The 24,159-nt window shown below is 39.9% G+C and carries 20 protein-coding genes and 3 pseudogenes; 9 read left to right on the top strand and 14 right to left on the bottom strand.

Annotation, left to right across the window (positions count from 1 at the left end; all coding sequences use genetic code 11):
- Positions 1–51 precede the first annotated feature (51 nt).
- The 4 genes and pseudogenes from MUN88_RS07665 to MUN88_RS07650 form a co-directional block, all read left to right on the top strand.
- Entirely contained in the window at positions 52–234 is a 183-nt protein-coding gene (locus tag MUN88_RS07665; protein ID WP_244722944.1) for an H-type small acid-soluble spore protein, read from the top strand.
- A gap of 13 nt (positions 235–247) precedes the next feature.
- The gene (locus tag MUN88_RS07660; RefSeq protein WP_369809959.1) at positions 248–892 is read left to right on the top strand and encodes an SDR family NAD(P)-dependent oxidoreductase; all 645 of its coding nucleotides are present in this window, start codon (positions 248–250) and stop codon (positions 890–892) included.
- Between the two features lie 525 nt (positions 893–1,417).
- A complete protein-coding gene (locus MUN88_RS07655; RefSeq protein ID WP_244722941.1) occupies positions 1,418–1,981 on the top strand; it encodes a hypothetical protein in 564 nt (187 codons plus the stop codon).
- 234 nt (positions 1,982–2,215) lie between these two features.
- Positions 2,216–2,437: pseudogene (locus tag MUN88_RS07650) on the top strand (SDR family oxidoreductase); the annotation flags it as partial.
- Between the two features lie 325 nt (positions 2,438–2,762).
- On the opposite strand, the gene MUN88_RS07645 reads toward MUN88_RS07650, so the two are convergent.
- From MUN88_RS07645 to MUN88_RS07635, 3 genes and pseudogenes are all read right to left on the bottom strand, one after another.
- Positions 2,763–3,392 carry a DUF4352 domain-containing protein gene (locus MUN88_RS07645; RefSeq protein WP_244722939.1) on the bottom strand — a complete coding sequence of 210 codons (630 nt, stop codon included), beginning with the start codon at positions 3,390–3,392 and terminating at the stop codon, positions 2,763–2,765.
- A gap of 68 nt (positions 3,393–3,460) precedes the next feature.
- A pseudogene (locus MUN88_RS07640) lies at positions 3,461–3,661 on the bottom strand (alkaline phosphatase); the annotation flags it as partial.
- 67 nt (positions 3,662–3,728) lie between these two features.
- Entirely contained in the window at positions 3,729–4,535 is an 807-nt protein-coding gene (locus MUN88_RS07635) for a tyrosine-protein phosphatase (RefSeq protein ID WP_244722937.1), read from the bottom strand.
- A gap of 289 nt (positions 4,536–4,824) precedes the next feature.
- Here MUN88_RS07635 and MUN88_RS07630 point away from each other — a divergent pair, with 289 nt between their 5' ends.
- Together MUN88_RS07630 and MUN88_RS07625 are read left to right on the top strand one after the other, a co-directional pair.
- The gene (locus MUN88_RS07630) at positions 4,825–5,466 is read left to right on the top strand and encodes a GntR family transcriptional regulator (RefSeq protein ID WP_244722935.1); all 642 of its coding nucleotides are present in this window, start codon (positions 4,825–4,827) and stop codon (positions 5,464–5,466) included.
- 794 nt (positions 5,467–6,260) lie between these two features.
- Positions 6,261–6,434: a hypothetical protein gene (locus MUN88_RS07625; RefSeq protein ID WP_244722933.1), complete on the top strand. Its 174-nt coding sequence runs from the start codon at positions 6,261–6,263 to the stop codon at positions 6,432–6,434.
- Positions 6,435–6,657: 223 nt separating this feature from the next.
- On the opposite strand, the gene MUN88_RS07620 is transcribed toward MUN88_RS07625, so the two are convergent.
- The 6 genes from MUN88_RS07620 to MUN88_RS07595 form a co-directional block, all read right to left on the bottom strand.
- The gene (locus MUN88_RS07620; protein ID WP_244722930.1) at positions 6,658–8,691 is read right to left on the bottom strand and encodes a catalase; all 2,034 of its coding nucleotides are present in this window, start codon (positions 8,689–8,691) and stop codon (positions 6,658–6,660) included.
- Between the two features lie 118 nt (positions 8,692–8,809).
- Entirely contained in the window at positions 8,810–10,477 is a 1,668-nt protein-coding gene (locus tag MUN88_RS07615; protein WP_244722928.1) for an ABC1 kinase family protein, read from the bottom strand.
- Between the two features lie 50 nt (positions 10,478–10,527).
- On the bottom strand, positions 10,528–10,839 hold the full coding sequence (locus MUN88_RS07610; protein WP_244722925.1) for a phasin family protein: 312 nt from the start codon (positions 10,837–10,839) through the stop codon (positions 10,528–10,530).
- 892 nt (positions 10,840–11,731) lie between these two features.
- A complete protein-coding gene (uraH, locus tag MUN88_RS07605; RefSeq protein ID WP_244722922.1) occupies positions 11,732–12,082 on the bottom strand; it encodes a hydroxyisourate hydrolase in 351 nt (116 codons plus the stop codon).
- 15 nt (positions 12,083–12,097) lie between these two features.
- Entirely contained in the window at positions 12,098–12,589 is a 492-nt protein-coding gene (uraD, locus tag MUN88_RS07600; RefSeq protein ID WP_244722920.1) for a 2-oxo-4-hydroxy-4-carboxy-5-ureidoimidazoline decarboxylase, read from the bottom strand.
- 156 nt (positions 12,590–12,745) lie between these two features.
- Positions 12,746–14,347 (bottom strand): PucR family transcriptional regulator, encoded by a 1,602-nt coding sequence (locus tag MUN88_RS07595; protein WP_244722917.1) that lies wholly within the window; start codon positions 14,345–14,347, stop codon positions 12,746–12,748.
- 193 nt (positions 14,348–14,540) lie between these two features.
- Between MUN88_RS07595 and allC the strand changes: the two genes are divergently transcribed.
- The 3 genes from allC to MUN88_RS07580 are packed head-to-tail and all read left to right on the top strand — an operon-like array spanning position 14,541 to position 18,433.
- A complete protein-coding gene (allC, locus tag MUN88_RS07590; protein WP_244724381.1) occupies positions 14,541–15,773 on the top strand; it encodes an allantoate deiminase in 1,233 nt (410 codons plus the stop codon).
- Positions 15,774–15,787: 14 nt separating this feature from the next.
- Entirely contained in the window at positions 15,788–17,047 is a 1,260-nt protein-coding gene (locus MUN88_RS07585) for a pyridoxal-phosphate-dependent aminotransferase family protein (protein WP_244722915.1), read from the top strand.
- Between the two features lie 30 nt (positions 17,048–17,077).
- Complete coding sequence (locus tag MUN88_RS07580) at positions 17,078–18,433, top strand: allantoinase (protein ID WP_244722913.1); 1,356 nt, start codon at positions 17,078–17,080, stop codon at positions 18,431–18,433.
- Between the two features lie 233 nt (positions 18,434–18,666).
- Here the strand turns inward: MUN88_RS07580 and MUN88_RS07575 are convergent, their stop codons facing one another.
- From MUN88_RS07575 to MUN88_RS07555, 5 genes and pseudogenes are all read right to left on the bottom strand, one after another.
- Entirely contained in the window at positions 18,667–19,071 is a 405-nt protein-coding gene (locus tag MUN88_RS07575; protein WP_369809986.1) for a (2Fe-2S)-binding protein, read from the bottom strand.
- 111 nt (positions 19,072–19,182) lie between these two features.
- Positions 19,183–21,417 (bottom strand): annotated as a pseudogene (gene pucD, locus MUN88_RS07570) (xanthine dehydrogenase subunit D); the annotation flags it as partial.
- A gap of 10 nt (positions 21,418–21,427) precedes the next feature.
- Positions 21,428–22,309, bottom strand: a complete 882-nt coding sequence (locus MUN88_RS07565; protein ID WP_244722911.1) for an FAD binding domain-containing protein — start codon at positions 22,307–22,309, stop codon at positions 21,428–21,430.
- Positions 22,279–22,914 (bottom strand): nucleotidyltransferase family protein, encoded by a 636-nt coding sequence (locus MUN88_RS07560; protein ID WP_244722907.1) that lies wholly within the window; start codon positions 22,912–22,914, stop codon positions 22,279–22,281. Before MUN88_RS07560 ends, MUN88_RS07565 begins: the two co-directional genes overlap by 31 nt.
- Positions 22,901–23,950, bottom strand: coding sequence for an XdhC family protein (locus tag MUN88_RS07555; protein ID WP_244722906.1), 1,050 nt, complete (start codon positions 23,948–23,950; stop codon positions 22,901–22,903). Before MUN88_RS07555 ends, MUN88_RS07560 begins: the two co-directional genes overlap by 14 nt.
- Positions 23,951–24,159: the final 209 nt, after the last annotated feature.

Genomic DNA, 24,159 nt, shown 5'->3' with positions numbered 1-24,159 from the left:
AAAGGTTATCGTTTTATATAGCGAGTTACAAAATAGAGGAGGAACAAAATTATGAATTTAATGCGTGCAAAAGATATCAAAGACGATCCGGTTATGCAGGATGTCGTATACAACGGAAAATATGTATATATTGAGGATGTAAATGACGAAACGCAAGAAGCTTTAATTCGGTATACGAAGGAATCTACCGACACATTCGAAGTAGATGTGACACAATTAACCGAAGAAGAGTAATAGGAGGCAGAACATGGAACCAACAGAGATGCAAAAAGGATCAACACCAAGACAAAAGCAAATGAAACAACCCGGAATCGAATCCGAAATGATTCCACTGCCACACCAGCCTACCGAATATCAGGGTTCTGACAAACTCGTAGGTAAATCTGCTCTGATTACCGGTGGTGATAGCGGGATCGGCAGAGCTGTTGCCATTGTCTATGCCAAAGAAGGTGCAAATGTTGCCATCTCTTATTTAGATGAGCACCAGGATGCAGAAGAAACGAAAAAAATGGTGGATCAAGAAGGCGTAAAATGCGTGCTCTTACCAGGTGATATTAAAAACCATGAGCATTGTGAAAGATTAATAGAACAAACAATCGATGCTTTTGGAAGTATCAACATTTTAGTTAACAATGCAGCAGTGCAATACATTCGGGAAGATATTGAGGATATTTCTAATGAACAGTTTGAGGAAGTATTCCAAACTAACTTTTTCTCACAATTTTATTTAACGAAGGCAGCCGTACGTCACATGCATTCAGGTGATAGTATTATTAATACGTCATCCATTAACGCTTATCGGGGAAATGGTATTCTAATGGATTATTCAGCTACGAAGGGTGCTATCACAGCCTTTACCAGAAGTATCGCCCAAAGTCGATATAGTGTATAAGTGCACCATTAGGAAAATTAATTTTAGCAAGATCAGAAAAAACACAAGCCTGTTAAAACAGGCTTTTTTGTGATAAAAATGAATGTCTGTAGTAGCTATCGATTTTTTTCAAACTTTCTTTTGAGAAGAATGACCTAATGACCTTTGGATACATTTTTAGTAGCTTTCTGTTTCGTGTATTGAATTTAGACTTTTTATACCTTTAAGAGAGGTTTTTTATTTGTTTAGGTGAAATTACTTAGACAGGAATATAAAAAGGCAAATAAGGACGTTTATGACGTCCTGAGAGACACATATATTCAAAAATATACTGAAATAAGAATTTGAAGGCGTAATAAAGCATAAAGAATACTAGCAAATGAGTGAAGAATGATTAAAAGGTAAAATCAAGTCATTAAAGAGCTGTACTACTAATTTTTATAATAATGGAATTTTTTGACTTTTTTAGAAAAAATGGAATATTATCTTTTTTGTGATAAATTGGAATATGTAACTAATAAATTTGATTGAGGAGGAGAATGTTTTATGTTGAAGAAGTATTCAGAAAAAGGTGTATTAATTTTTTGTTCTGTGTTACTTATGTTCACTGTTTTTACTCCTATTGCTAGTGCAAAATCATCTGAGGTTACTTTGACTAATGAAGAGAAACAACTTGCTGCTGATTTAGAATACATATTTGAAACTGCAGCTACAGAAGAAAATGGAATATATACATTGGATGAGGATTTGGTTATTGAAAAGTTTGGGGAAGAGGCATTGCCTGCCATCCAAGCGTTTATTAAAATGACTAATGGGGAAGAACTAACTGAGAGTGATCTAGTAGGTGTTCCACAACCAACAGGACTTACATCTCCGAGCACAGGTGATTTTTCAACGCAAAGTTATACAAGTTGTGTAACTGATAAAATTATAGATTTTACTGGTATTGGTTTTCTTACTGGTGGTATGTATGAGTTGATTGAACAAAAAGCATGGAAAAAACTTTCTGTTCAGATTATCAAAGTAGTGGGTAAAAATGCAGTGAGAGGTGGAGCAGTAGGATTAGCTGCAAGTTTGGCTTGGTTTAGTGTAAGATGTATTGGAGAGTAATTTTGATAAAAAGGAGACAGATAATATGAACATCATTGATATCATAGGTGTTTCCGTTATAGCTACAATAATACTTGTTGTTGCTAATAAGATAAGTCAACGAAAAGAAAATAAAAGTTAATTTTACAAGTGAAATTAAAGACCCTTTTTAAGGGTCTTTTTTCTATGATTTTGCGACTAGCAAAATCATGTTTTTTCTTATCTTGATACTAAGGGTAACAATTTACGAGAAAAATCCGAGCGAACTCCGTTGCGCCTGGACCAGTATGGACACCTTTAATCCCTGCGTCTTTCGATGAAGATGGCGTAGAAAATTTTGGACAGGATGGACTGATTCAGCGACCTGGACAGCCATCCGAACACGCATGGCCATATGTTATGCTTGCTTCTGATCAAGCTTCCTATATGACAGGACAAGCCATTCATATAAATGGAGGAACATGGACCTCTTCATAATGTACAATCCATGAAGTTTGCACTTAACAATCCACTGAAATCAGTTTTTTCTTATGAAAGATCATTATCCCCCTTATAATATAAAAGAAAGCCTACCATTGATAGGCTTTCTTTTTCACGGTTGGCTTCCATCATGCCAGTTTATAAAATCCCTAATAATCCTTGCAAAAATGTTACTAATCCTTCTAGCAATCCGCCTACCATTATCGCACCACCTTTATCTTGTATTACAGTAACTATTATCTATTTTAACCATATAAGTTACAATCGACTTGTAAAACTATTTAACATTCAACATCATTACATCTTTTGGTAATTCTATTATCTACCATTTTATTTCGATTTTTTTCGCTTCTGCTATTTTCTTGTCTTGTTGATCAAATAAGGTACTGGTAGTGAAATGAAATTGATTGATCTGTTCTGAATCTTTTACGATAAATCCAATGTTCCCTGAACGACTTTGAGAACCCTCTAGTGTATCATTTAATCTTTCAAGATAAATGTCTTTCTCCCAGCTTATCTTCTCTCCTTGATCTGTTTCGAAAAGAGCCACTGGAGCGAATTTTCTTTTTTCCTTTGCTGTGTTTGTTATTTCTACAAACATCTTAATGTAATCAAATGTTTTTTCATGTGTCAACACGTGAAAATAATCGATCAAACTTTCATCCGGTTCCAGATGGATAAGTTTCACATCTTGAATGGTCAATTCCATGTCACCGATTGTGTAAGTTTGATCCATTTGTTTCAGCTTCTTTAATGTAATCGTGCCCTTTTCATCTGTAGTCGATTGTCCTGCTTTCTGTAATAACCGATCATCAGGAACCTGCGGGTTGGCCACATAATCTGCTAAATATTCAGGTTCCTCTATTGTATTTGCTTCTGCTGACTGATGCTGACCTGAACAGCCCGTCAGTATCACGATTGAAATGACAATTCCAAAAAAATATTTCATCATAGTCTCCTTCACAAAAGTGTTAAAGCCTTACATACCAATTCAAACCAGGATGTAAGGCTAAACAACGATTAGTGATCTTTATGTCCTTTTCGTTCATCCAAAAGATCAAAAATAATGGTAGCATTATCGGTATTATCAATCTGTCCAATAAATCGATCAGAACCTGGTCCATAGGCATAAAACGGCACATCTTCACCAGTATGACCACCCGTAGTCCATCCTGTATTGGTACGTGTATTAAATATTGCTTCAATCGCAGCATCTATTTCCTTACTTATAAAAAAAGGACCACAGGCAGTTTACACCTATGATCCCGGGGGAACGTTAGTTATTGCATTATACTAAATATTTATCCTGTAGCTTCTGACGCATTTCTTTGGAAATACCTAATCCTTCTTCTAAGTAATGATCGAAGGAGCCGTAAAGTCGATTAATCTCATCAAAATATGCTTGAATATAGATTCTTTTTGCTGACACCATCGCAGTTCCAGCTTCTTTTACCTTCTCTTTTAAATCCTCCTCCAATTCGGCAGGTATAGTACCTTTTGTTAAGTGTTTCAATTGCTCTATTGCTTCATTTGTCTTTTCGTAATCTTCTAAAATGACAGTTTCTGATACACCAAGCGTTTTTAAAATCAGTGCACTTCCTACCCCGGTACGATCCTTACCAGCAGTACAATGAATAATGAATGGTCCTGAATTATCATCCATTAATAGATGTAATAGATCACGCCATACGTTCTTTTGTTCTACCATCGTGCAATATAAATCCACCATCATTTGTTCACCTTGATTTTGTTGCACAAGTTTCATATAGCGTTCCATTTGCTGCTTAGGATCAAGAATCTTTTCATTCTTTGGTATTACTGGCATATGAACATGTTCTGCTTGTTCGATGATGGGATCAGGGTTCTCACTTATTTCATTCTTACTTCGAAAATCACATATTTTCCATATATTAAGTTGTTTTAATTGCTGTAACCCTGCATCTGTTAATTTGGAAAGATCACCTGAACGAAAGAATTTACCCTGAACAACTGTACGACCATCCCCTGTTTGATACCCTCCCATATCGCGAAAATTTATTGCTCCCTCAATTTCTAATTTTCTTTTTTCATTTAATGGCACTTTAACTTCTGCCATCTTCTCACTCCTAACTCATTTTCTATTATTCCATAGAATTTACCAATACAAATATAACAATCGCTACTAAAATTACCTTATCTCAGCGTGTTATAGACCAAACAATTTACTACCTTTTTACTTGTGTCCAAGTTGTATACAAGTAAAATTATAATCACTTATTGTGAAGTTACTATAAACAGGAGGTTAAGATAATGTAAAATTCATTTTTTTAACAATACTATTGAACAAGATTAAAAAGCATTATACTATTAAACTTAATATAACATATAAGAGGAGCTTACGAATTATGACCTCATTATCTGAACTTGCTTATGAAAAAATAAAGCAGAAAATAGTAGATGGAGCATATTTACCTGGCGACATGCTCTCTGAAAATCAATTAGCAAAAGAACTAGGAATGAGCAGGACACCAATCCGGTCAGCGATTTCTAAATTGGAGGAACAAGGAATATTTGCATCGTTTAAAAACAAAGGAATACTAGTAAAAGAACTAGCAAGGAAAGACATGTTGGAAATGCTGGAATTAATATATGCAATGGTCGTATACACATTTGAAACAAGAAACCCTGAAGATTTATACGTCGATACAGAAGCCTTGCAGCATCACCTTCAGATACAAAAACAAGCAAAGGCAGTTAACGATTATACGTTGTATGTGACACATTCTCAGCTCTTTATTCAAACCCTTATTGAAGCTGCAAATAATAGTGCGATGGTGCAACTCATTGCTAAGAATCATGAAACATCTTATCTCGTCGGTGTCATTAACTATAATCTCAATCCGCAGCAAACTCACTACTCCGCCGTTAAAGTTAATGAACAATTATACGAAGCCGTTATTCACCACCAATTCGATAAGATTAAATCGATTTTGATTAATCACCATGCCAGCGTTCGCTTACGATCATTTAACGAACGCCGTATTTAAGAAAAACCAGACTATACACACCTTTACTTAAGTATATTGAAGCTACCTATAATACGGATTATGTCAACTTGGTGGTAATTTTGAAATTATTTATGTGCTGGGAGACCGCTCCGGCCAACCACTTCGCGTCCTGCGGGGCACGGCTGAAGCTAGGCTACTACACGAATTACTTCTTTGCTGCCTTGCACCGAGGAAGCTCACTTCGAAGCGATACTAGAAGACACAGATGCAGACTTTGTGGATCTTCAACACCTGCACAATCCCGCGGGATTCTACGTACTTGGCCTACGCTAGGATAGGTACTCTACAACTTTTGTAAGAGCTAGCAAATGGAGCGCATCTATAAATAACAGCATTTGTATTCATAACATAAATGCCTAGAACCACTGCTTTTGACTGTTCTATACGTTATAACACTTCCTAAAGCGGAGGAAATATGCGGAGGCTCCCGTGGAATCAGTGCGAGCTGAAGATCCACTTTACATAATCCGTATTATAAGCTTCCATTTTTAAGGTTTTATTACAATTTCATAACAGATTATTAAACGATCATTATCAATGGTTAAATTTATGGAAATGGTGGTATGTATCAATAAAGTGATTCATAGAATGATGTAGCACAAACATCATTTACTAAATCCCCAGACAAAAATCGTTTACATCATTCTCATCTAATTTTGGCATTAATAAATTTTATAAATATTAATGCAGTAGGGGCGTGATGCGATAAACAGGCTACATCACTCGCAACTTGCTCGTAGAAGCTCCGTTAAAGGACAAAGGAGGTTTTTGTTGTGAAATGTAAGAACTGTAATGGTCAAGGATTAAAGCGTTGTCCGAATTGTTCGGGAGAAGGATTTGACTACGGTGTTCACAAATGTGAAACATGTGGTGGCGAAGGAGAGTTTGCTTGCTCAAACTGTCAAGGTAGTGGAAAAGTAAGTTTGTTAAATAAATTAAAGTCGTAAATGTTCTTAAAAAGGGAGAAACTAGCGTCACACTTCCATAAAAAAGCATACTAATTCACGGACCAAATCGTTTATGATTTGGTTCTTCGTTTTGTTACGCTATTGCCCCACATTTCTTCTTTATGCTTGTTTCAGGATTTGTTCCATTCTATTGTTTTGTAAATTAAAATCAAAAAGCGTTTGAATATAATGTTCAAACGCTTTTTGTTTACTATATTGTTTCTTAAACGACTTCACGATTCCAATGTCTATGGACAGCGATAGCTTCCATAAACTGTTTAGTGAAATCTTTACAGAAAGATTCTAGCACAACACCTTCACTATCCTTCATATCGTCCACCTTCAGAAGTTCTTCACCAATGTTAAGAGCACCAACTGGTTTAAGGTGAGAATAGGCCTCATGTAAAAGCAATGCTGCTTGTTTATAGAATGCTTTATTTTCCTCGTCACCACCAGCAACTAGTACTGCATCAAACAAGACGGAATCTGCTGTTAGAAAAGTGTGATCCATTTCGTACACAATATTGTCAGTTCCATTCACTGTGCCTAATTGGTTACTTATAAATTCTACATGAATGTTGTTCATCTTAAGATCATTTACTACTTCCTGTACTTCTTTTCCTTTAAATCCTTCTCCAACAATAACACCAACTTTTCGGGTAGAAACCGAATGTACCGTATTTTGTTGACTTAAAGCAGGAGATGATTTCGTAATATTTATCTCTTTTTCCTCAGGAATTTGTGCTCCAATCGCTTTTGCCACTTCTTGCGTTAATTCGGTACTGACATTAGCGTACATATCAATGACTTGCTGCTGGATAGATTTGCTTTCTACTTTGCCTAATTCAAAGCTGAAGGCATTGATTAAATGTTGTTTCTCTGCAGCACTCATACTGTTCCAGAAAAGCGTAGCCTGTGTGAAATGATCTTCAAAGCTTTCGCTGCGGGCACGAATCTTATGTCCATCCACTTTCTCCTGATAATGCTTATAGCCGCCTTCTTCTTCTGTTGAAGTCTGTGGCGTATTGTCTGCCATTGAGTTGTTATGATAGCTGACAGGTCCGCTATTGATCGTATGCCTTCCATAACCATCACGCTGATTATTATGGAACGGACAAACCGGTCGATTAATCGGCAGTTCATGGAAGTTTGGTCCACCTAAACGAATCAACTGGGTATCGGTATAAGAGAACAGTCGACCTTGTAGTAGTGGGTCATTAGTGAAATCAATACCTGGCACGACATGTCCAGGGTGGAAGGCAACTTGTTCTGTTTCCGCGAATACATTCTCAACATTTTGATTCAAGGTCATTTTGCCAATCAACTGCACCGGCACTTCTTCTTCTGGCCACAGTTTTGTCGGGTCTAGTACATCAAAATCAAATTTAAATTCATCTTCTTCCGGGATCATCTGCACACCGAGCTCATATTCTGGGTAATCTCCATTTTCAATGGATTCCCATAAGTCTCTTCTGTGAAAATCCGGGTCTTTCCCGTTAATTTTTTGTGCCTCATCCCATACCACAGAATGAGTACCAAGAACTGGCTTCCAGTGGAATTTTACAAAATGGGACTTACCTTCAGCATTCACAAAACGGAAGGTGTGCACACCGAAGCCTTCCATCATTCGGAAGCTTCGTGGAATGGCACGGTCTGACATCGTCCACATTACCATATGAGCCGATTCTTGATTATTAGCGACAAAATCCCAAAACGTATCGTGTGCAGAAGCAGCTTGCGGGATACCATTGTGCGGCTCCGGCTTCACTGCATGGATTAAATCAGGAAACTTCATTGCATCCTGGATGAAAAAGACCGGTATATTATTACCCACAAGATCATAATTTCCTTCATCGGTATAGAATTTTGTCGCGAAGCCGCGAGCATCACGCGCTAATTCTCCTGACCCTTTACTGCCTGCAACTGTAGAAAACCGAACAAAAACAGGGGTTGTTTTAGACGGGTCTTGCAAAAAGTCAGCTTTCGTAAATTTTTTCATTGATTCATATACTTGAAACTCACCATGAGCGGCAAAGCCACGAGCATGTACAATACGCTCTGGAATTCGTTCATGGTCAAAGTGCGTCATCTTCTCTCTGAAATGAAAATCTTCCATTAAGGTAGGGCCACGTTTTCCTGCTTTCAACGAAAATTCATCTTCATATACTCTCACACCTTGATTGGTGGTCATCTTCTTCTTGCGGTCATCGGTCGTATATTGTTCTAATTGCTCTTTTTTGCTGTTATTTCGTGTCAACGTCTATTCCTCCTTATGGAAAGTTTTTATTATTTATTTCAGAAAGCTTTTTCCCATTTGATTCGATGATAAAACATAAAATTTTACAAATTTGGACAACTTAACGAGCTATCTGCCGTCAGAAGCGTCCTGATCGAAATATCGAATAAATTAACCAGGCGAACATAAGCATAGCAATCACAAAACCAATTTCAATCGCTGGAATATCCCATAACAAAGAAGTCTGCCTTCCTAATGCAGAACCAATAATCAGCCCCACCATAATTAAGCTGAAGGAAAGCAGAACAATACTGAAGGATAGACGATTACTGACTCGATCCAGCTTGGAGAAAAAAGATTTTGCTTCCGGAATGGAAATCTCAATCGGCATTTTTCGCTGTTTCACCATATTGGCCAGCTCTTGAACTATTTGTGGCATGTCGTGAACGATCTCGCCATATTCATGCATTTGATCAAATATTTCTTCAGCTATCTGTTTCGGATGGTACCTTTCTTTAATTAATTCTCGGCCAAATGGCTCGGCCGCATCCATAATACTCAGTTCTGGATGAAGCTGTTCGATGATTCCTTCAAGTGACAATAATGTTTTCCCAATCATCGTTAAGTCCGTTGGAATCCGGATCTTATGTTTATTAGCAACAGTTAACAATTCAGTAACAGATTCCCCTAAACTGATATCACTTAAAGACACGCCATAATATTTAATATTGACTTGTTCAATATCACCTTTTAATTCGTGGATGTTTATTTGTTCGGGCACGGCACCCATTTTTTTGATGGCGCGTATCATGTCATCCGTATCTTGCTTGATCAGTGCAATAACAAGAGAAGCTAAGTGCTTCTTCATTTCCTGCGAGAGCCGTCCCACCATACCAAAATCGAACAATCCAATGCGATTCCCTGGTAACGCCGTCAGATTACCACTGTGGGGATCGGCATGGAAAAATCCGTCTTTGAAAATTTGATGAAAAACCGTTTGGACAAGGTGCTCCGCTAATTGTTCCGGCTGGTATCCTTCTTTTTTCAGATGCTCCACATCATTCATCTTACAGCCAGCGATATACTCCATCGTCAGTACTTTTTCTGTAGTATGCTGCCAATACACCTGTGGAATAACGATGTTCGGGTTGTCCTTAAACTGTTGACCCATTAAATCGGCATTTCTTCCGTCACTGACAAAGTCTAATTCTGCCTCTATTGATTTGGAGAACTCCTCCACCATATCGATAAGCTGGTAGCGTGACGCCCAAGCCAGTCTCTTTTCAGCCCTTTTCGCTAACTCGTGCAAAATTTCCAGGTCCGTATGTATATTCTTTTCTATATTGGGCCGCTGCACTTTAATAGCTACTCGTTCACCTGATAGCAGAACAGCTTGATGTACTTGACCAATCGATGCGACACCGATCGGTTCAGGATCAATTTCCTTAAGAACCTTCTTAACCGGATCCTCTAACTCCTTTTGCAACACGGCTTCCACCTCAGCAAAAGGAATAGGATGCAATTGGTCTTGTAATTGTTCTAATTCCTGTATGATTTCTTTCGGAATTATATCAGGTCTCGTACTGAGCATCTGTCCCATTTTGATAAAAGTCGGACCTAGTTCTTCTAAAAAAGCACGGATTCGTTGACCGGTCGTTTTGCCTTGCTTCACATCCTGGTCGCGATTCACAAAGACACGACGTGGCAATGTGAATAACTGATCAAGTCCCAATCCTTTCACAATATAACCGAAGCCATTACGCGAAAAAGCGACAGCTATTTCACGATAGCGTTGCAGGTGGCGCATTCGTTTGCGAAAAATAAATATCCCCCCTTTTTCGAAGTTTTCCTTTTCGATTATTTCTCCTCTAATTCACGCACTCTGTTTTCCAATTGAATGATTCGTTGTTCTAATTCTGTTACTTCCTCTTTGGTTACCACCTCCAATTCTGTTAACCATTGTTTTAACTGTTGCTTGATTTTCTCGTCTGCTTGCTGTTTGCTTTCTTCCCCTTTTTGCTTCCATTGGGCAAAAACATGGTCCGATTCTTCCCTTGTGATTTCTCCTTTTTTCAGCAGTTCATTCATTACTTTCTCGCCCTGCTCCTTACTCGAAGCTGCCATACCTAAGCCTAATGTAATTCCTTTGGAAAAAGCATCCTTCATCATTTCTCCTCCTCATTCATCTCTTTGTATAGGACTTTACCCCGAATTCCAACCAAAAAAACCGACCACTCCGTTAATACAAATTGTGTAAAGTGTAACCGATTTTCACATTGTGGTAATCTTGATAGTTAGCATAAGAAAAACCGGGAAAGCCCACCCGGTCCTAACTAACATAAATAATATACAACTACCTATAATATGGATTATGTAAACTAACCATTACTAACCAAGCATCCATATTGAGATATTTAATGTGCTTGAATACCGCTTCTGCCAACCACTCCGCGTCCTGCGGGGCACGGCTGAAGCTAACTTTGTGAAGAAGGGCACTTCACAAAGTGGATCTTCAGCACCTGCATGTCCCGCGGGAGTCTCCGTGGTTGGCCTACGCTAGGATAGGGATTCTACAATTTTTGTAAGAGCTAGCATATTTGATCGCTGTATATATAACAGCAACTGTATGAATAACACAATGACTAGGACCCCTGCTTTTAGCTGTTCCTTTTGTTGCAGAACGTCCCTTTAGCGTAGAAATATGCGGAGACTCCTCATGCCTCAGCGCGAGTTGAAGATCCACTTAGTCTGTGCCTGTGTCTGCAAGTGTCACTTCGAAGTGAGCTTCCTCGTCACAAGGCAGCAAAGAATTTGTTCAAGTAGTAGCCTAACTGAAGCCGTGCCCACAGGACGCGGAGCATATTTCCGGAGCTTTGCAAAGCAGATAAAATATATCAAAATTACCATTTAGCAATACAAACTGTTCCACTTTACATAATCCATATTATAGGTAGCCAATTTTTTAAAATTTTGTTCTACTTCTATAGTACATCTCTATGACAGTGATTTTATACTTTCTTTCCTCCTAATAAAAACAACACGGGAACATTCCCGTGTTGTTTCAGCTTCCTCTGTATACTTGATAACTCCATGGTGAAATGATTAATGGTATATGATAATGTTCGTTTGCGTTGTGGATATAAAATCGAACAGGAATTGTTTCTAAAAAAGGTGACGCTTGTTGATCAGATTGCGTTTGCCGGAAATAGGCTCCTGTATAAAAGCAGAATTCGTATTGACCGGCTTCTAATTCTTCTGTCATGAGCAACGGTTGATCAACACGCCCATCCTGATTAGTCACAACTGATTTCAGAAATACACGCTGCTCCCCTTTCCAAATGAATAGATCGATCTCTATGCCGTTTCCTGGTTTACCGTTCGCTACGTCTAATATATGAGTTGTTAAGACCATATTAATGAAGCTCCTCTACACTATTTTCTCTTCCAATCGTAATCTTGCTATTTGATAGATCTCCGATAAAGCTCGATCAAATTCCAATGAAGGTTCTAATGCAATCCGGTCACACATTATATGATATATTTCATCTGTTGTTTTTCCTCTCACCGATACGATAAAAGGAAATGCAAATTTTGTCTTGTATTGAAAATTAAGTGCTTGAAACTTTTTGAATTCCTGCTCATCCAACTGATCTAACCCTGCACCCTTTTGCTCATTAACCGAATCCATACTCATTTTAATTCGGTCACCAAGGTCAGGATGGGATCTGATTAATTCCAGCTTTTCTTCCTTCGTTGACTCCCGCACTACATCTACCATTCGTTGATGCAAATCATGCACCGAATGATACGGCCTGGCATCGACGGCTTTTTTGGCTATCCAAGGGGAGTGTTCAAAAATAGATCCCAACGCCTCCACAAACGAGTCATTATCCATCGCATTTAATTCTTCTAAATTCATGACCATACCCCCTATAATCTGTATCCTATCAAGGCGTCCAAGATAATACTGACATTGCCTTGGTACACGTTATACATATTGTAATAGGATAAAACGTACAAGTCATTGTTTATCTTCTCTAATTATCCTTCTATTTTTTGGCATTTTTTATAATATTTATATGCCTAATACTTTCTTAATACGTAACGCAAGTCTGATTTGCAGGCTCGTATCAGGATCACTAAGACTCCTGCCTAATAATTCTTCACACTTTTCTAAACGATAGACGACCGTATTCCGATGAACAAACAGACGCTTTGCTGTCTCCGAAATCTGGCAATGCGCTTCTAGATATACGAATATTGTATGCAGTAATGTATCATCCTCTTGATCGGTTACTAAAGGGTGCAGCACATTATCATAGAATTCGAGCAAATCTTCTTTTGGCATGATCCGAATCAGTTCTAGTACATCCTTCGTCTTATAGCTTTGAATAAATCCTTTTTTCCCTGCCAGTCTACCTGTTTCAAGGGCATCCATTGCTTCTTTAAAGCTATCCTTCACATGGAGAAAATCACGAACGAGATTACCGACACCAAATGATAAGGTCTGATCGAACCGCAGCTCGACTTTCTCCTGAATGATTTCGAGGGAAGAAATAATCTCAAGGTCATAATCCGTTTTGCCAAATAAAAAAATACACATATCTCCTCGCGTAAACAAGTGGGTAGATAAAGATAAACTGACTAACTCCTCTTCAATATATTGATAGATTTCATCCATTTCTAATTGATTCTGTGTATAACTGCCAAACATTCTGTCCATGCCTTCCATTTTTCCAGCGGCACAAATATAATGTTTACTCGTATCAACCGAAAATTCCTTGGCACGATTCATAATCTCTTCATCGGAAGTAAACAAACCTTCCGTAAAATTATAAAAAAATTCATTCTTCACTCTGCGTGAATACTGTGTTAAAGCATTCTCCTTCATTAGCGCAAAGGAAATAACATTGGTTGCCTGCTCAATCGTCAGCATGGTCGCATGGTCACCAGGAAATATTTCTCCAAGTATTAGTAGATAGCCCGCTTTTTTGTTATGGGTATATACCATAAAAACAGAGTATGTTTGCTGATCATGTATGGTAGAGAAACTAAAGAAACTGGTATCTGGAAAAGACGCTACAATGTCCTTCACGTACAAATTTTCTACAATCGTATTAGCTTGTCGATTATAAATGGATGCCGCGATCGGTTTTGAATACTGATCAAGTAGAATAACAGGGTCATTCACCATATTTGACAGACTTGTCAATAATTTATCGATCCCCTTACCACTCATAATTTGTTCCGAGAATTGTCGGTGTACATCAATGGCAGAGATCAACTCGTTTGTTCGTTTATCTAATATTTTACTTAATATCTGATTAACAATATCACCTAATGAACTTTGCATAGGGATTTCAATAATTGGAAATGAGCACTGTCTAGCCAGTTGAATTACTTGTTTCGGAATTTCTGACAAAAAGCGTTTTGTTTTAATACCGAGCGCTGCACAACCTTGTTCATGCATTTGCTGCACTAATTCCTCAAGTAATGCTGGCTGATCTTTCAAATGATAAGCAGTCGTTACCAGCAGTTCATTCGGCTTTAAGTATTGTGCTATATCCGGCGCGTCCATCATGTTCACATAAAGCACTTCACGGTTTAAGCCACTTTCTCCTGCAATAATTGTGCAACCTTCTAAAGTAGGTACTTTGATCACATCTGACACCTGCATGTAAGCCATCTCCTCATCCATCTCGTTATACCATTGATATTACAATGCATTTAGTCTTTTTGCACAAAAGTTGTAAGTAAATATGACAGTATTGCTAATGAAGAAATGGAATTCTGTTGGTAAACTTATTCATAACATGAAAGGAATTGTTACACAGAAACCGAGGTGTTGCTCATTGATTACAAAAACAGAAATGGATGCTTACAACATAGAAGATGTAGAAGCATTAGTACATTGGATTTCCTCATTCGGCATGTCAGAAACAGGTGGGACTAACCGTTTACTGTACTCTCAAGCATGGAAGGATGCACAGAACGCCCTGAAGGAATTGATGGAGACAAATGGACTCATCACCTCCTTCGACAGCATCGGAAACCTCTTCGGAAAATTAAAAGGAACCTCCGATAACCAGAACGTCATTCTAACGGGGTCTCATATCGACACAGTGATCGAAGGCGGAAAATATGATGGGGCGTACGGCATTGTCGCCAGTTTCCTCGCTACCCAAATACTTTATCAAAAATATGGTCTGCCGAAAAAAACAATTGAGGTCGTGTCGCTGTGTGAAGAGGAAGGCAGCCGCTTCCCACTAACTTTTTGGGGATCTGGCAGTATTACCGGAAAATACAGCCTGACAGATGCCCAACAGATAGCCGATGCAAATGGCGTTTTATTCACAACTGCGATGAAAAATGCAGGTTTCGATCCGCTCACTTATCAATCACCACATCGGACAGATATAGATGCATTCATTGAAATGCATATTGAGCAAGGTATTGTACTGGAACAAAGCAAACAATCGTTAGGTATTGTCGACCATATCGTCGGCCAGAGAAGGTTCACCGTACAGATTACAGGCGAAAGTAATCACGCTGGTACAACGCCAATGCCTTTTCGAAAAGATGCATTATGTCTTGCCTCCAGATATATTCATTACCTGACCGAAACTGCCAAACGAGTGGATCCTGATTTGGTCGTGACGGTAGGCAAATTACAGGTAAAACCAAATGTGCCGAACGTAATTGCTGGCGAAGCGGAATTTTCATTAGATGTTCGCCATTATAACGACAGCGTACTCGATCAATTTTGCACAGAGTTCCGCTCTTATTTTTTATCTAGTGCCGAAGAGCTTGGTATGTATATAAGCATGGAGCCCTGGATGGAAGTTAAACCAGTCTCAATGGATCCGAAACTGACATTACTATCTAAGAAAACAGCAATAGCAAATAATATATCCTATCGCTCGCTTGCCAGTGGTGCCGGTCATGATGCGCAAGTATTCGGGGAATATTGTCCGACTGCGCTGTTATTTGTCCCAAGCGATAAAGGGATCAGCCATTCTCCGAAAGAATGTACTAAAAAAGAAGATTTAGAAAATGGCGTACGAATATTAGTCGATTATTTGTACGAGTTAGCCTATGCTTAAGGAGGAATAATGAGATGCAATATACAGACTTATCTACACCAATTCGTACGATTATGACACCAGGTCCCGTCGAAGTAGATCCGCGTGTGCTGCGAGCGATGAGTAATCCGATTGTCGGACAATTCGACCCATCATTCACCACGATCATGAATGAAGTCATGGAAATGCTTAGGTCCCTTTTTCAAACCAAAAATCAGTGGGCTTTCCCTGTGGATGGTACGTCAAGGTCCGGTATTGAAGCCGTCCTATGCAGTGTCATCGAACCTGATGATACGGTGTTAGTACCAATCTTTGGACGATTCGGCTATTTACTTACCGAAATTTGTGAGCGATACGGAGCAAATGTCCATACAATTGAATGCGAATGGGGAACTATTTTCAAGCAAGAGACCATTAAACAAAAAATCGAAGAGATAAAGCCTAAAATAGTGGCGGTTGTTCATGGAGAAACATCAACAGGATGCATGCAGCCGATTGACCAGATCGGAAAAACATGCCGCAAGCATGATTCCCTTCTAATCGTTGACGCAGTAGCTTCTATTGGCGGAGTAGAGATTAAAGTGGATGAGTGGATGATCGACGCGATGATTGGAGGTACACAGAAATGCATCTCTGTCCCGTCCGGATTAGCACCAATTACTTACAACAACCGAGTTGAAGCAGTCATTCAAGCACGCAAGAAAGTGGAACGTGGTATTTCAACCGAAGAAGATCAACAATTGGAATTAGCCAGAAAACATCATTTCATTAAGAGTAATTATTTTGATATCAGTATGCTGCAAGATTATTGGGGGCCTCGTCGGTTAAACCATCATACTGAAGCAACTTCCATGCTGTATGCCTTAAGAGAAGGACTGCGTATAATCCTAGAAGAAGGATTAGATCAACGTTTTCGCAGGCACTTGTATCACGAACAAGCGTTAATAACAGGTTTAGAAGCAATGGGATTAACCTTATTTGGAGAGGCCCAATCCAAATTGCCAACCGTTACGTGTGTGGAGGTTCCGGATGGTATTGACCCTGAATTCGTACGATCCACACTGCTGGATCAATTCGGAATTGAAATCGCCAAATCCTTTGGACCGTTAGAAGGAAAAATATGGCGTATCGGTACGATGGGGTACAGCTGCCGAAAAGAAAATATCTTATTTGTACTTGGCGCACTGGAAGCGGTACTCCTGCAGCACGGCGCATCCATTCACGCAGGAAAAGCAACCGTAGCTGCTTTGGAATATTACACAGAACAGGCTGCTACTTCCGTCCTGTCCGTTTGAGGCAGAAAACGATACAAAAGGTGGAATAAGATGAATACTGATTATGATGTAATTCTTAGAAATGGCCATATCGTGCTCCCAGAGAGTGTACAAAAACAAGATATTGCGATAAAAGATGGGAAGTTCGTGTGCATCGCTGACTCCATTTCTGGTACAGCAGCACAGATAGAAGATCTCCAAGAAAACTATGTATTTCCTGGTGCAATAGATGTGCATGTTCATTTAAATGAACCAGGGCGAACAGATTGGGAAGGATTTACATCAGGATCCAAGATGCTTGCTGCCGGAGGGATGACTACTTTTTTTGATATGCCGCTAAACGGAATCCCTTCGACCACCACATTAGCTGCGTTTCGCCAAAAAAACAGCATCGCCAAAGAAAAGTCTTTGATCGATTATCGCTTATGGGGCGGACTTGTTCCAGGTAACATCGATAACCTAGAAGTGTTAGCAGAAGCGGGAGTGATTGGTTATAAAGCCTTTATATCTGAATCTGGCAATGAAGAGTTTGAAGCTGCAGACGACATGACGTTACTAGAAGGAATGAAAGAAATTGCTCGTTTAGGAAAGATTCTGGCATTACACGCAGAAAGCAAAACAATCACTAATTTTCTAGTTTCCGAGAAAATAGCCCTAAACAAACGGACGGCTGATGACTATTTTGCATCGAGACCGATCATAGCAGAAGTTGAAGCGGTACAGCGTGCATTATATTATGCTGAACTTACAGGCTGTTCCCTTCATTTCGTGCATATCAGCAGTGCACGTGCCGTAGACAAAATCTTGGAAGCTAAACAAAGCGGAATCGATGTTACAGTCGAAACCTGCCCTCATTATTTATTATTTTCCCATCAGGATTTGCTAACAAAAGGAGCTGTTGCCAAATGTGCACCACCACTCCGAGCAGAACAGGAAAGACAGAAATTAATAGCACTACTGGCAGACAATAAATTTGATATTGTAGCATCCGATCATTCACCCGCCCCTTATTCATTAAAAGATCCCACACATCACGACCTGTTTAGTGCCTGGGGAGGAATAAGCGGCGGTCAGTTTACCTTACTTTCCATGCTAAAGTTAGCAATAGAAAACCAAATTCCTTTTTATCGAATTGCCAAATGGACGGCCAGCAATCCAGCACAACGCTTTAACTTAAAACAAAAAGGAATGATAGCTGCTGGTTTTGATGCCGACTTTACCATTATCGATTTTGAGCGTAAAACTATCATTTCAAATGATAATTATTACGCACGACACAAGCAAAGTATCTATATGAACTATCGTTTCCCCTGTCATGTTGTGCAAACATTCAGCAAAGGCAAACAAGTATATAACAGCATGACTTCCGACGCCTTTCTTCCTCTTCCTGACACCCTAAACAATTAAATAGGGTGTTTTTCTTTTCCAAAACCCACAAACAACAATAAGTCAAGCACAAATATTGATACAAAAGTTATACAAAATACGTTTCAATCGAGCTTACTAGGGAAACTAATACTGCACTAAAGATCCAGACCAGCTGTTGAACTTTACGAACCCTTAGCGTTACCTTTACTAGATTTCAGAACAACTATTAAGCTACAAACAATTCGAAGCTTCTTTGTCTACTGTCCCATCTTTCATCTTATCATCGTCTGCGCCTTCTTCACCGCACGAATAATCCCACCATATCCCGTGCATCGACACAAATTACCAGACAACGCCGTTTTAATCTGTTCATCGGATGGATCAGTTTCTTGATCTAGTAATGCTTTGGTTGCCATGATCATTCCTGGTGTACAATAGCCGCATTGGAATCCGCCCTCTTCCAGAAACGCCTGCTGGATCGGGTGAAGCGACTCCTCCTCCCAAATTCCTTCTATCGTCGAAATAGTCGCCCCTTCTATTTGATACGCCATGACGAGGCAGGAGTTTGCTAGATTGCCATCTATGATGACGGAACACGCCCCACACCTGCCAATTCCGCAAGACAGCTTCGTTCCTGTCCGGTCTAGCTGATTTCGGATGATATCCGTCAAGCGCATGGTAGCGTCAACCTCTATGTCTACTTGTTTTTGATTCAACGAAAAGGTAATGGTCTCCTTGACACACCCTGTTTCTTCTACTGGAATTGCTTTACTTCGTTCCATGCTCGTTCCCCCAGCTTTAATCGCCATTAATACTTCCTCAGAAGATATCGGCAACTTATTCGGAAAATAACCAATCGCATCATGGATCGCTTTGGCAATCGCCGGTGCTACAGCAACCGTTCCAATTTCGCCTACACCACGAGGACCAAATTGATCGTCTTTTTCTAATTCTTCAATTGCCGTAACCTCCATAGAAAACGGGACATCTCGTATACCAGGAATCAAGTAACCATCCAAGTTTTCTGTAATATATTTTCCTTCCTTCATGACCGCTTCTTCCATTAAAGCATACCCTAAAGACATAACTCCCCCGCCTTCAATTTGCCCGGTATAGCCTTTCATACTGACAACAGGACCTGCCGCTACCGCCTGATCTAAATCAATCACCGAAACTTTGCCTGTTAACAAATCAATCTCTAGTTGGGCAAAAGTCGAGGAAAAGGTATATAAATAATGGCCGCCATCAACAGCATCCGGCGTAGTTGGGAAATCGAATTGCGTTGAAACCAAAATGGGTTTAGAAACTGTACTTGCAAGCTTCTGATAATCTATCACTCTTTCACGAAAAGGCGTATGCTGGAATACACCACCTGGACCAAGTTCCAATACTTCTTTTGACAGACCGGTAAGTGCGGCCGCTTGATCGAGCAACGTTTTTTGAAAATCGTTCTTCATCAACTTCACTGCATGCCATACCATACTGGTGCCACGTGAAGCAGTGGTCGAACCCGATGATGGTACCTTTTTAGTATCCCCTATTAAAATACGCAAATCTTCCGCGGTGATTCCCAATTCTTCCGTCGTGATCGTTTCAATCACATTAATAATACCCTGACCCGCTTCTTCAAATCCGAATGCTATTTCGATTTTGCCATCATCGGCTAATGTCAGTTGACCACCTGATGGATCGAGTCTTCCATAGCCTAAACCACCACCGTGCATGGAAACAGCAATGCCCATTCCTCGCACTTTGTAATCATCGATCTCACTTACCACCTTCTGCTGTTTCTGCCTGTGTGCATCGATATGCTCCAGCACCTGTGATGCACCATTAGTTGCCACAATCCGATGCCCCATCGGTCCAGGATCATTTGTTTTCCTTACATTTTTTCTTCTGAATTCGATTGGATCGATCTGTAATTTAGCAGCTAAACGATCGATTTGTCCTTCGAGCGCAAACGTCACCTGGTTACCACCAAACCCTCTGAACTCACCTGATACGCCGTTATTGGTAAAGACAGAAACACCTTCCACCGCCACATGTTCAAACCGGTAAGGTCCAGTAGCATGTTCTACCGCAAAATCCAATATGGCAGGACCTAGCGTTGCATAGGCTCCTGTATCTGCCAAAATATCTACTTTGTGCGCTAACAATTTCCCTGTCTTATCTACACCCGTTTTCATCGTTATTTTCATCGGATGCCGTTTTAAACCGGAGATAACCGATTCCTTTCTTGTCTGATGAATTTTCACAGGAATCCCCGTCTTTAACGCCAACAGCACACCATACGGCTGGACATTCAACTCATCTTTTCCTCCAAAGGAACCACCCATCGGACTCGAAACAATTCTGATTTTTTCTTCTTCGATATTTAAAATTCTTGATAATTGAAAACGGTCCTTATAGCCATGTTGCGTGCCGACGTAGACCGTTACACCACCATGCTCTTCCGGTACAATGACGCCACCTTCTGTTTCCATATACGCATGCATCTGTCTTGGGAGTTGATAGGTTTCTTCCACGACCACTTCACAGTTTGCAAAGCCTTGGTCGATATCCCCTGTATGATAATTTGCCATGTGCAATATATTGCCATCAGGGTGCAAAAGCGGAGCATTACTCTCTAATGCTTTTTCAGGGGAATCCAATACAGGCAGTTTTTTATATTCCACTTCAATTAAATCGAGTGCATGCGTAGCAATCTCTAACGAATCTGCTGCTACCGCTGCTATCGCATCACCAACATAACGTACGATATCTTCACATAGAACGGGCTGATCAGGAGTCACGATACCAAATCGATTTAGTCCCGGAACATCCCGATGCGTGATTACAGCTTTGACACCAGGTAATCTCTCCGCCTTTTCTGTAGAAATAGATACAATCTCCGCATGCGGGTAACGACTTCTTAATATTTTGCCATATAACATATCTGGCCATGTTAAGTCCGTTAAATATTTTAATGTTCCAGTGACTTTACCCTTTCCATCCTGTCTGATTCTTTCTCTGTTCTGATACATCCTCACACCTCTATTTCTCTATAAACTTGGCCAATTCTGCTGTCATCAGATTAGCAGCAACGATTTGCTTATACTGCTTTGAAACAAACGGGTCTGAAGCAGGCAAAAATTCATCCATGATCCGTTCATGAAGCTCATCAAGACATTGCGTCGTGACAGTCTGCCCAATTAAATATGCCTCACAGTTCTCTAATCGAACCGGTTGACTGCTTCCCCCTGCAACCGCCATCCGGATGTGATCGATTTCCCCTCGATAATTCCTTTCACAAACAATTGCTGCGGTAACTAAGGAAGGAATAAACGATTCACGCCTACCCACTTTTTGATAAAAGGCGTGCCGTTTCGCACTGGATAATTGCTTTGGAATCTGAATAGATAGAATCAACGCCATTTCCTTTCGAGCATACTGCAAAAAATACCATAAAGAAGTCGTAAGCTTCTGTTCTTCGTCCATCCAGGTAATATCGCAATCAAGCGCCAACAGAGCCGGGATAGTATCGCCAATACCGTAAGCGATATTCCCGCCAATCGTACCTCTATTTCTGACAGCAGGGGAAGCTACCCCATTAGCAGCTTCCTGCAGCAGCCTGGCTTGCCCTTCAAACCATCGATGTTGTACACATTCTGCTAATGTTACAAAAGCGCCAATTTCGACGCTGTCTTCTTTATCCTCAATGTTTGAAAATGTCGTTAATTGATCAAGCCGAATCAAGTGGGAAGGAAGTGGCGTGCCTTGTTCTTTTTGTAATTGAAGCAACGTACCACCGGCAATATAGGCAGCACTTTGCTTCCTTCGTCTTTTTATCATAGCCGCTTCCTCTATACTTGCCGGCTTCCATACTTTAACTACAGATGGTTCTGTTAATGTTTCTCCACCAATTTCTTTGCCCATTGATAATCATCCTTCGTGTCGATATCATAAAAACTCTTCCAATCGCGATATTGTTTCCGGTCCCCCTGATGGTGTATGGCCTTCAGAATCGATCTTGCTCCCTGGTCACCTTGAATACTTAACAGACTTTTAAACAAGGCGGATCGGAACAAAATAGGTGGCTGCAATATATCTGCGTAACTAGCAGCGATATATTGAACATCTAAATGGCGTTCTAGATTTGCCCTGAAAGTATCCACCAGATCATTAATAATATCCACTTGCAGAAAGGGCTGATCTCCTAACATGATTACGGCTCCATCCGCCTGATCCTGTTTCGCCTGCCGAATCCCTGCTTTAATAGAATAGGATTGACCGAGACAAGCTTTCTTACAACGTACAATTTGGAATTTATCCTGTTGCACTTTCACTTCTTCTGTCATCCAATCGAGACAATCTTGTTGCTGCACTACAACAAGGACTGTGTCCACATGTGAAGACAATGCTTTCAGCAATGATTCACTTCCTACTGTGCTTTCGCCAATTGGTAAATGCAGTTTACTTTCACCCATACGTTTACTGTTTCCCGCCGCTAAAAGTACTCCTGTTACATTAACTGGTTTCACGAATCGATACCTCTTCACTCCATTGTTTTTTCCGTTGCTGAATTAACTCCGCGACTATACTGACTGCTATTTCGTTTGGACCTTCTGCATCAATCGTTAATCCGATTGGCGAAAATAAATTCGCAGGGGCCTCCTGTCCACCAAGCAATCTTTTTGTTCGCTTGGCAGATCCCAATATACCCAAATATCGCAGCGGCTCGTTCTTAAGGAAGGCTAATAGTTCTTTGTCTCGCTGAAAATTGTGGGTTAATAGAATGACAAAATCAGAAGATTTCAGTTTTAGCTGTTGCTGTAATTCATTCGGAAAACCAACATAGAAATGCCGGACTTCAGGAAAACGCTGCTTATCGCAAAATGCTTCACGCCAATCCGCTAAATCAACTATGAAGCCACTTTGGTCAGCAAGTGATACTAATGGTTTTGCATCATCACCAGCACCAAAAATAAGAAGACGTGATTTCGGCTTATAGCAGTCACAATAAATACGTTTCTTTGTTTCTCCCAACTTCTTTACACCTTTTTCTCCAGATACATACGAGGCATTTTTCGTCACATGCAGAAAACCGTCATCCTGATTCACATGACCAAAATGTTCCTCGTCTGATTGATAAAGGTAATTCATTTGGTTATTTTCTGCAGGAAGCTCCTTCCAAACCGTAATCGTCCTTCCTTTATCTAAAAGATCTTTAATTTTATTTAAGTGGAATACCAAAGCACGATTAACAGGTTCTACTAGTATTTGTATGACACCATTACACCCTGATCCCTGTCCCCACAGCAGGTCATGTTCCGCTCGCATATCATAGGTTAACAACTCCGCTTGTCTACCAACCCCAAAATGCTTGATTCTTCCTGCCAGGTCTTCTTCCAGGCACCCCGCACTTAACATGCCAGTTTGTAATCCATCAGGTGAAATAAGCATCATAGCTCCTTCCTTTTTATAAGCAGATCCTTGCACATCCACGATCGTTGCAATGACTGAACCTTCGACATCATGAGTACTAACAGCTTGTAAAATCCCATGAATATCATCCATTTTCCTTTCCTCCTCTCCCAGGATTCACTTTTGTTATATTATCTGACAATAGTTACCTTAGTTATTATTATACTAAGATACAAATAAGCGAAAGTCATTGTACAATCTGGCATAATCTGATCCTAATCATTAGTAATAATCACTAATCACGCATGAAATACTGTAAAGAAACATACCAAACTAATTTCACCCGAAAAACATTTTGGCTA

It is taken from the genome of Gracilibacillus caseinilyticus (assembly GCF_022919115.1).
Classification (GTDB): Bacteria; Bacillota; Bacilli; order Bacillales; family Amphibacillaceae; genus Gracilibacillus; species Gracilibacillus caseinilyticus.
The sequence above is the reverse complement of the archived record's forward strand: the minus strand, read 5'-3'. Positions and strand labels throughout refer to the sequence as shown.

Coding starts and splice junctions, on each gene's coding strand:
- MUN88_RS07595 (WP_244722917.1), bottom strand. CDS start 14,347: ATGCAGGTGTCAGATGTGATCAAAGTACCTACTTTAGAAGGTTGCACA.
- MUN88_RS07555 (WP_244722906.1), bottom strand. CDS start 23,950: ATGGATGATATTCATGGGATTTTACAAGCTGTTAGTACTCATGATGTC.
- MUN88_RS07580 (WP_244722913.1), top strand. CDS start 17,078: ATGAATACTGATTATGATGTAATTCTTAGAAATGGCCATATCGTGCTC.
- MUN88_RS07660 (WP_369809959.1), top strand. CDS start 248: ATGGAACCAACAGAGATGCAAAAAGGATCAACACCAAGACAAAAGCAA.
- MUN88_RS07585 (WP_244722915.1), top strand. CDS start 15,788: ATGCAATATACAGACTTATCTACACCAATTCGTACGATTATGACACCA.
- MUN88_RS07615 (WP_244722928.1), bottom strand. CDS start 10,477: ATGCGCCACCTGCAACGCTATCGTGAAATAGCTGTCGCTTTTTCGCGT.
- MUN88_RS07575 (WP_369809986.1), bottom strand. CDS start 19,071: ATGCGCTTGACGGATATCATCCGAAATCAGCTAGACCGGACAGGAACG.
- uraH (WP_244722922.1), bottom strand. CDS start 12,082: ATGGTCTTAACAACTCATATATTAGACGTAGCGAACGGTAAACCAGGA.
- MUN88_RS07565 (WP_244722911.1), bottom strand. CDS start 22,309: ATGGGCAAAGAAATTGGTGGAGAAACATTAACAGAACCATCTGTAGTT.
- MUN88_RS07665 (WP_244722944.1), top strand. CDS start 52: ATGAATTTAATGCGTGCAAAAGATATCAAAGACGATCCGGTTATGCAG.
- MUN88_RS07645 (WP_244722939.1), bottom strand. CDS start 3,392: ATGATGAAATATTTTTTTGGAATTGTCATTTCAATCGTGATACTGACG.
- MUN88_RS07610 (WP_244722925.1), bottom strand. CDS start 10,839: ATGATGAAGGATGCTTTTTCCAAAGGAATTACATTAGGCTTAGGTATG.
- uraD (WP_244722920.1), bottom strand. CDS start 12,589: ATGAATTTAGAAGAATTAAATGCGATGGATAATGACTCGTTTGTGGAG.
- MUN88_RS07655 (WP_244722941.1), top strand. CDS start 1,418: ATGTTGAAGAAGTATTCAGAAAAAGGTGTATTAATTTTTTGTTCTGTG.
- allC (WP_244724381.1), top strand. CDS start 14,541: ATGGATGCTTACAACATAGAAGATGTAGAAGCATTAGTACATTGGATT.
- MUN88_RS07630 (WP_244722935.1), top strand. CDS start 4,825: ATGACCTCATTATCTGAACTTGCTTATGAAAAAATAAAGCAGAAAATA.
- MUN88_RS07635 (WP_244722937.1), bottom strand. CDS start 4,535: ATGGCAGAAGTTAAAGTGCCATTAAATGAAAAAAGAAAATTAGAAATT.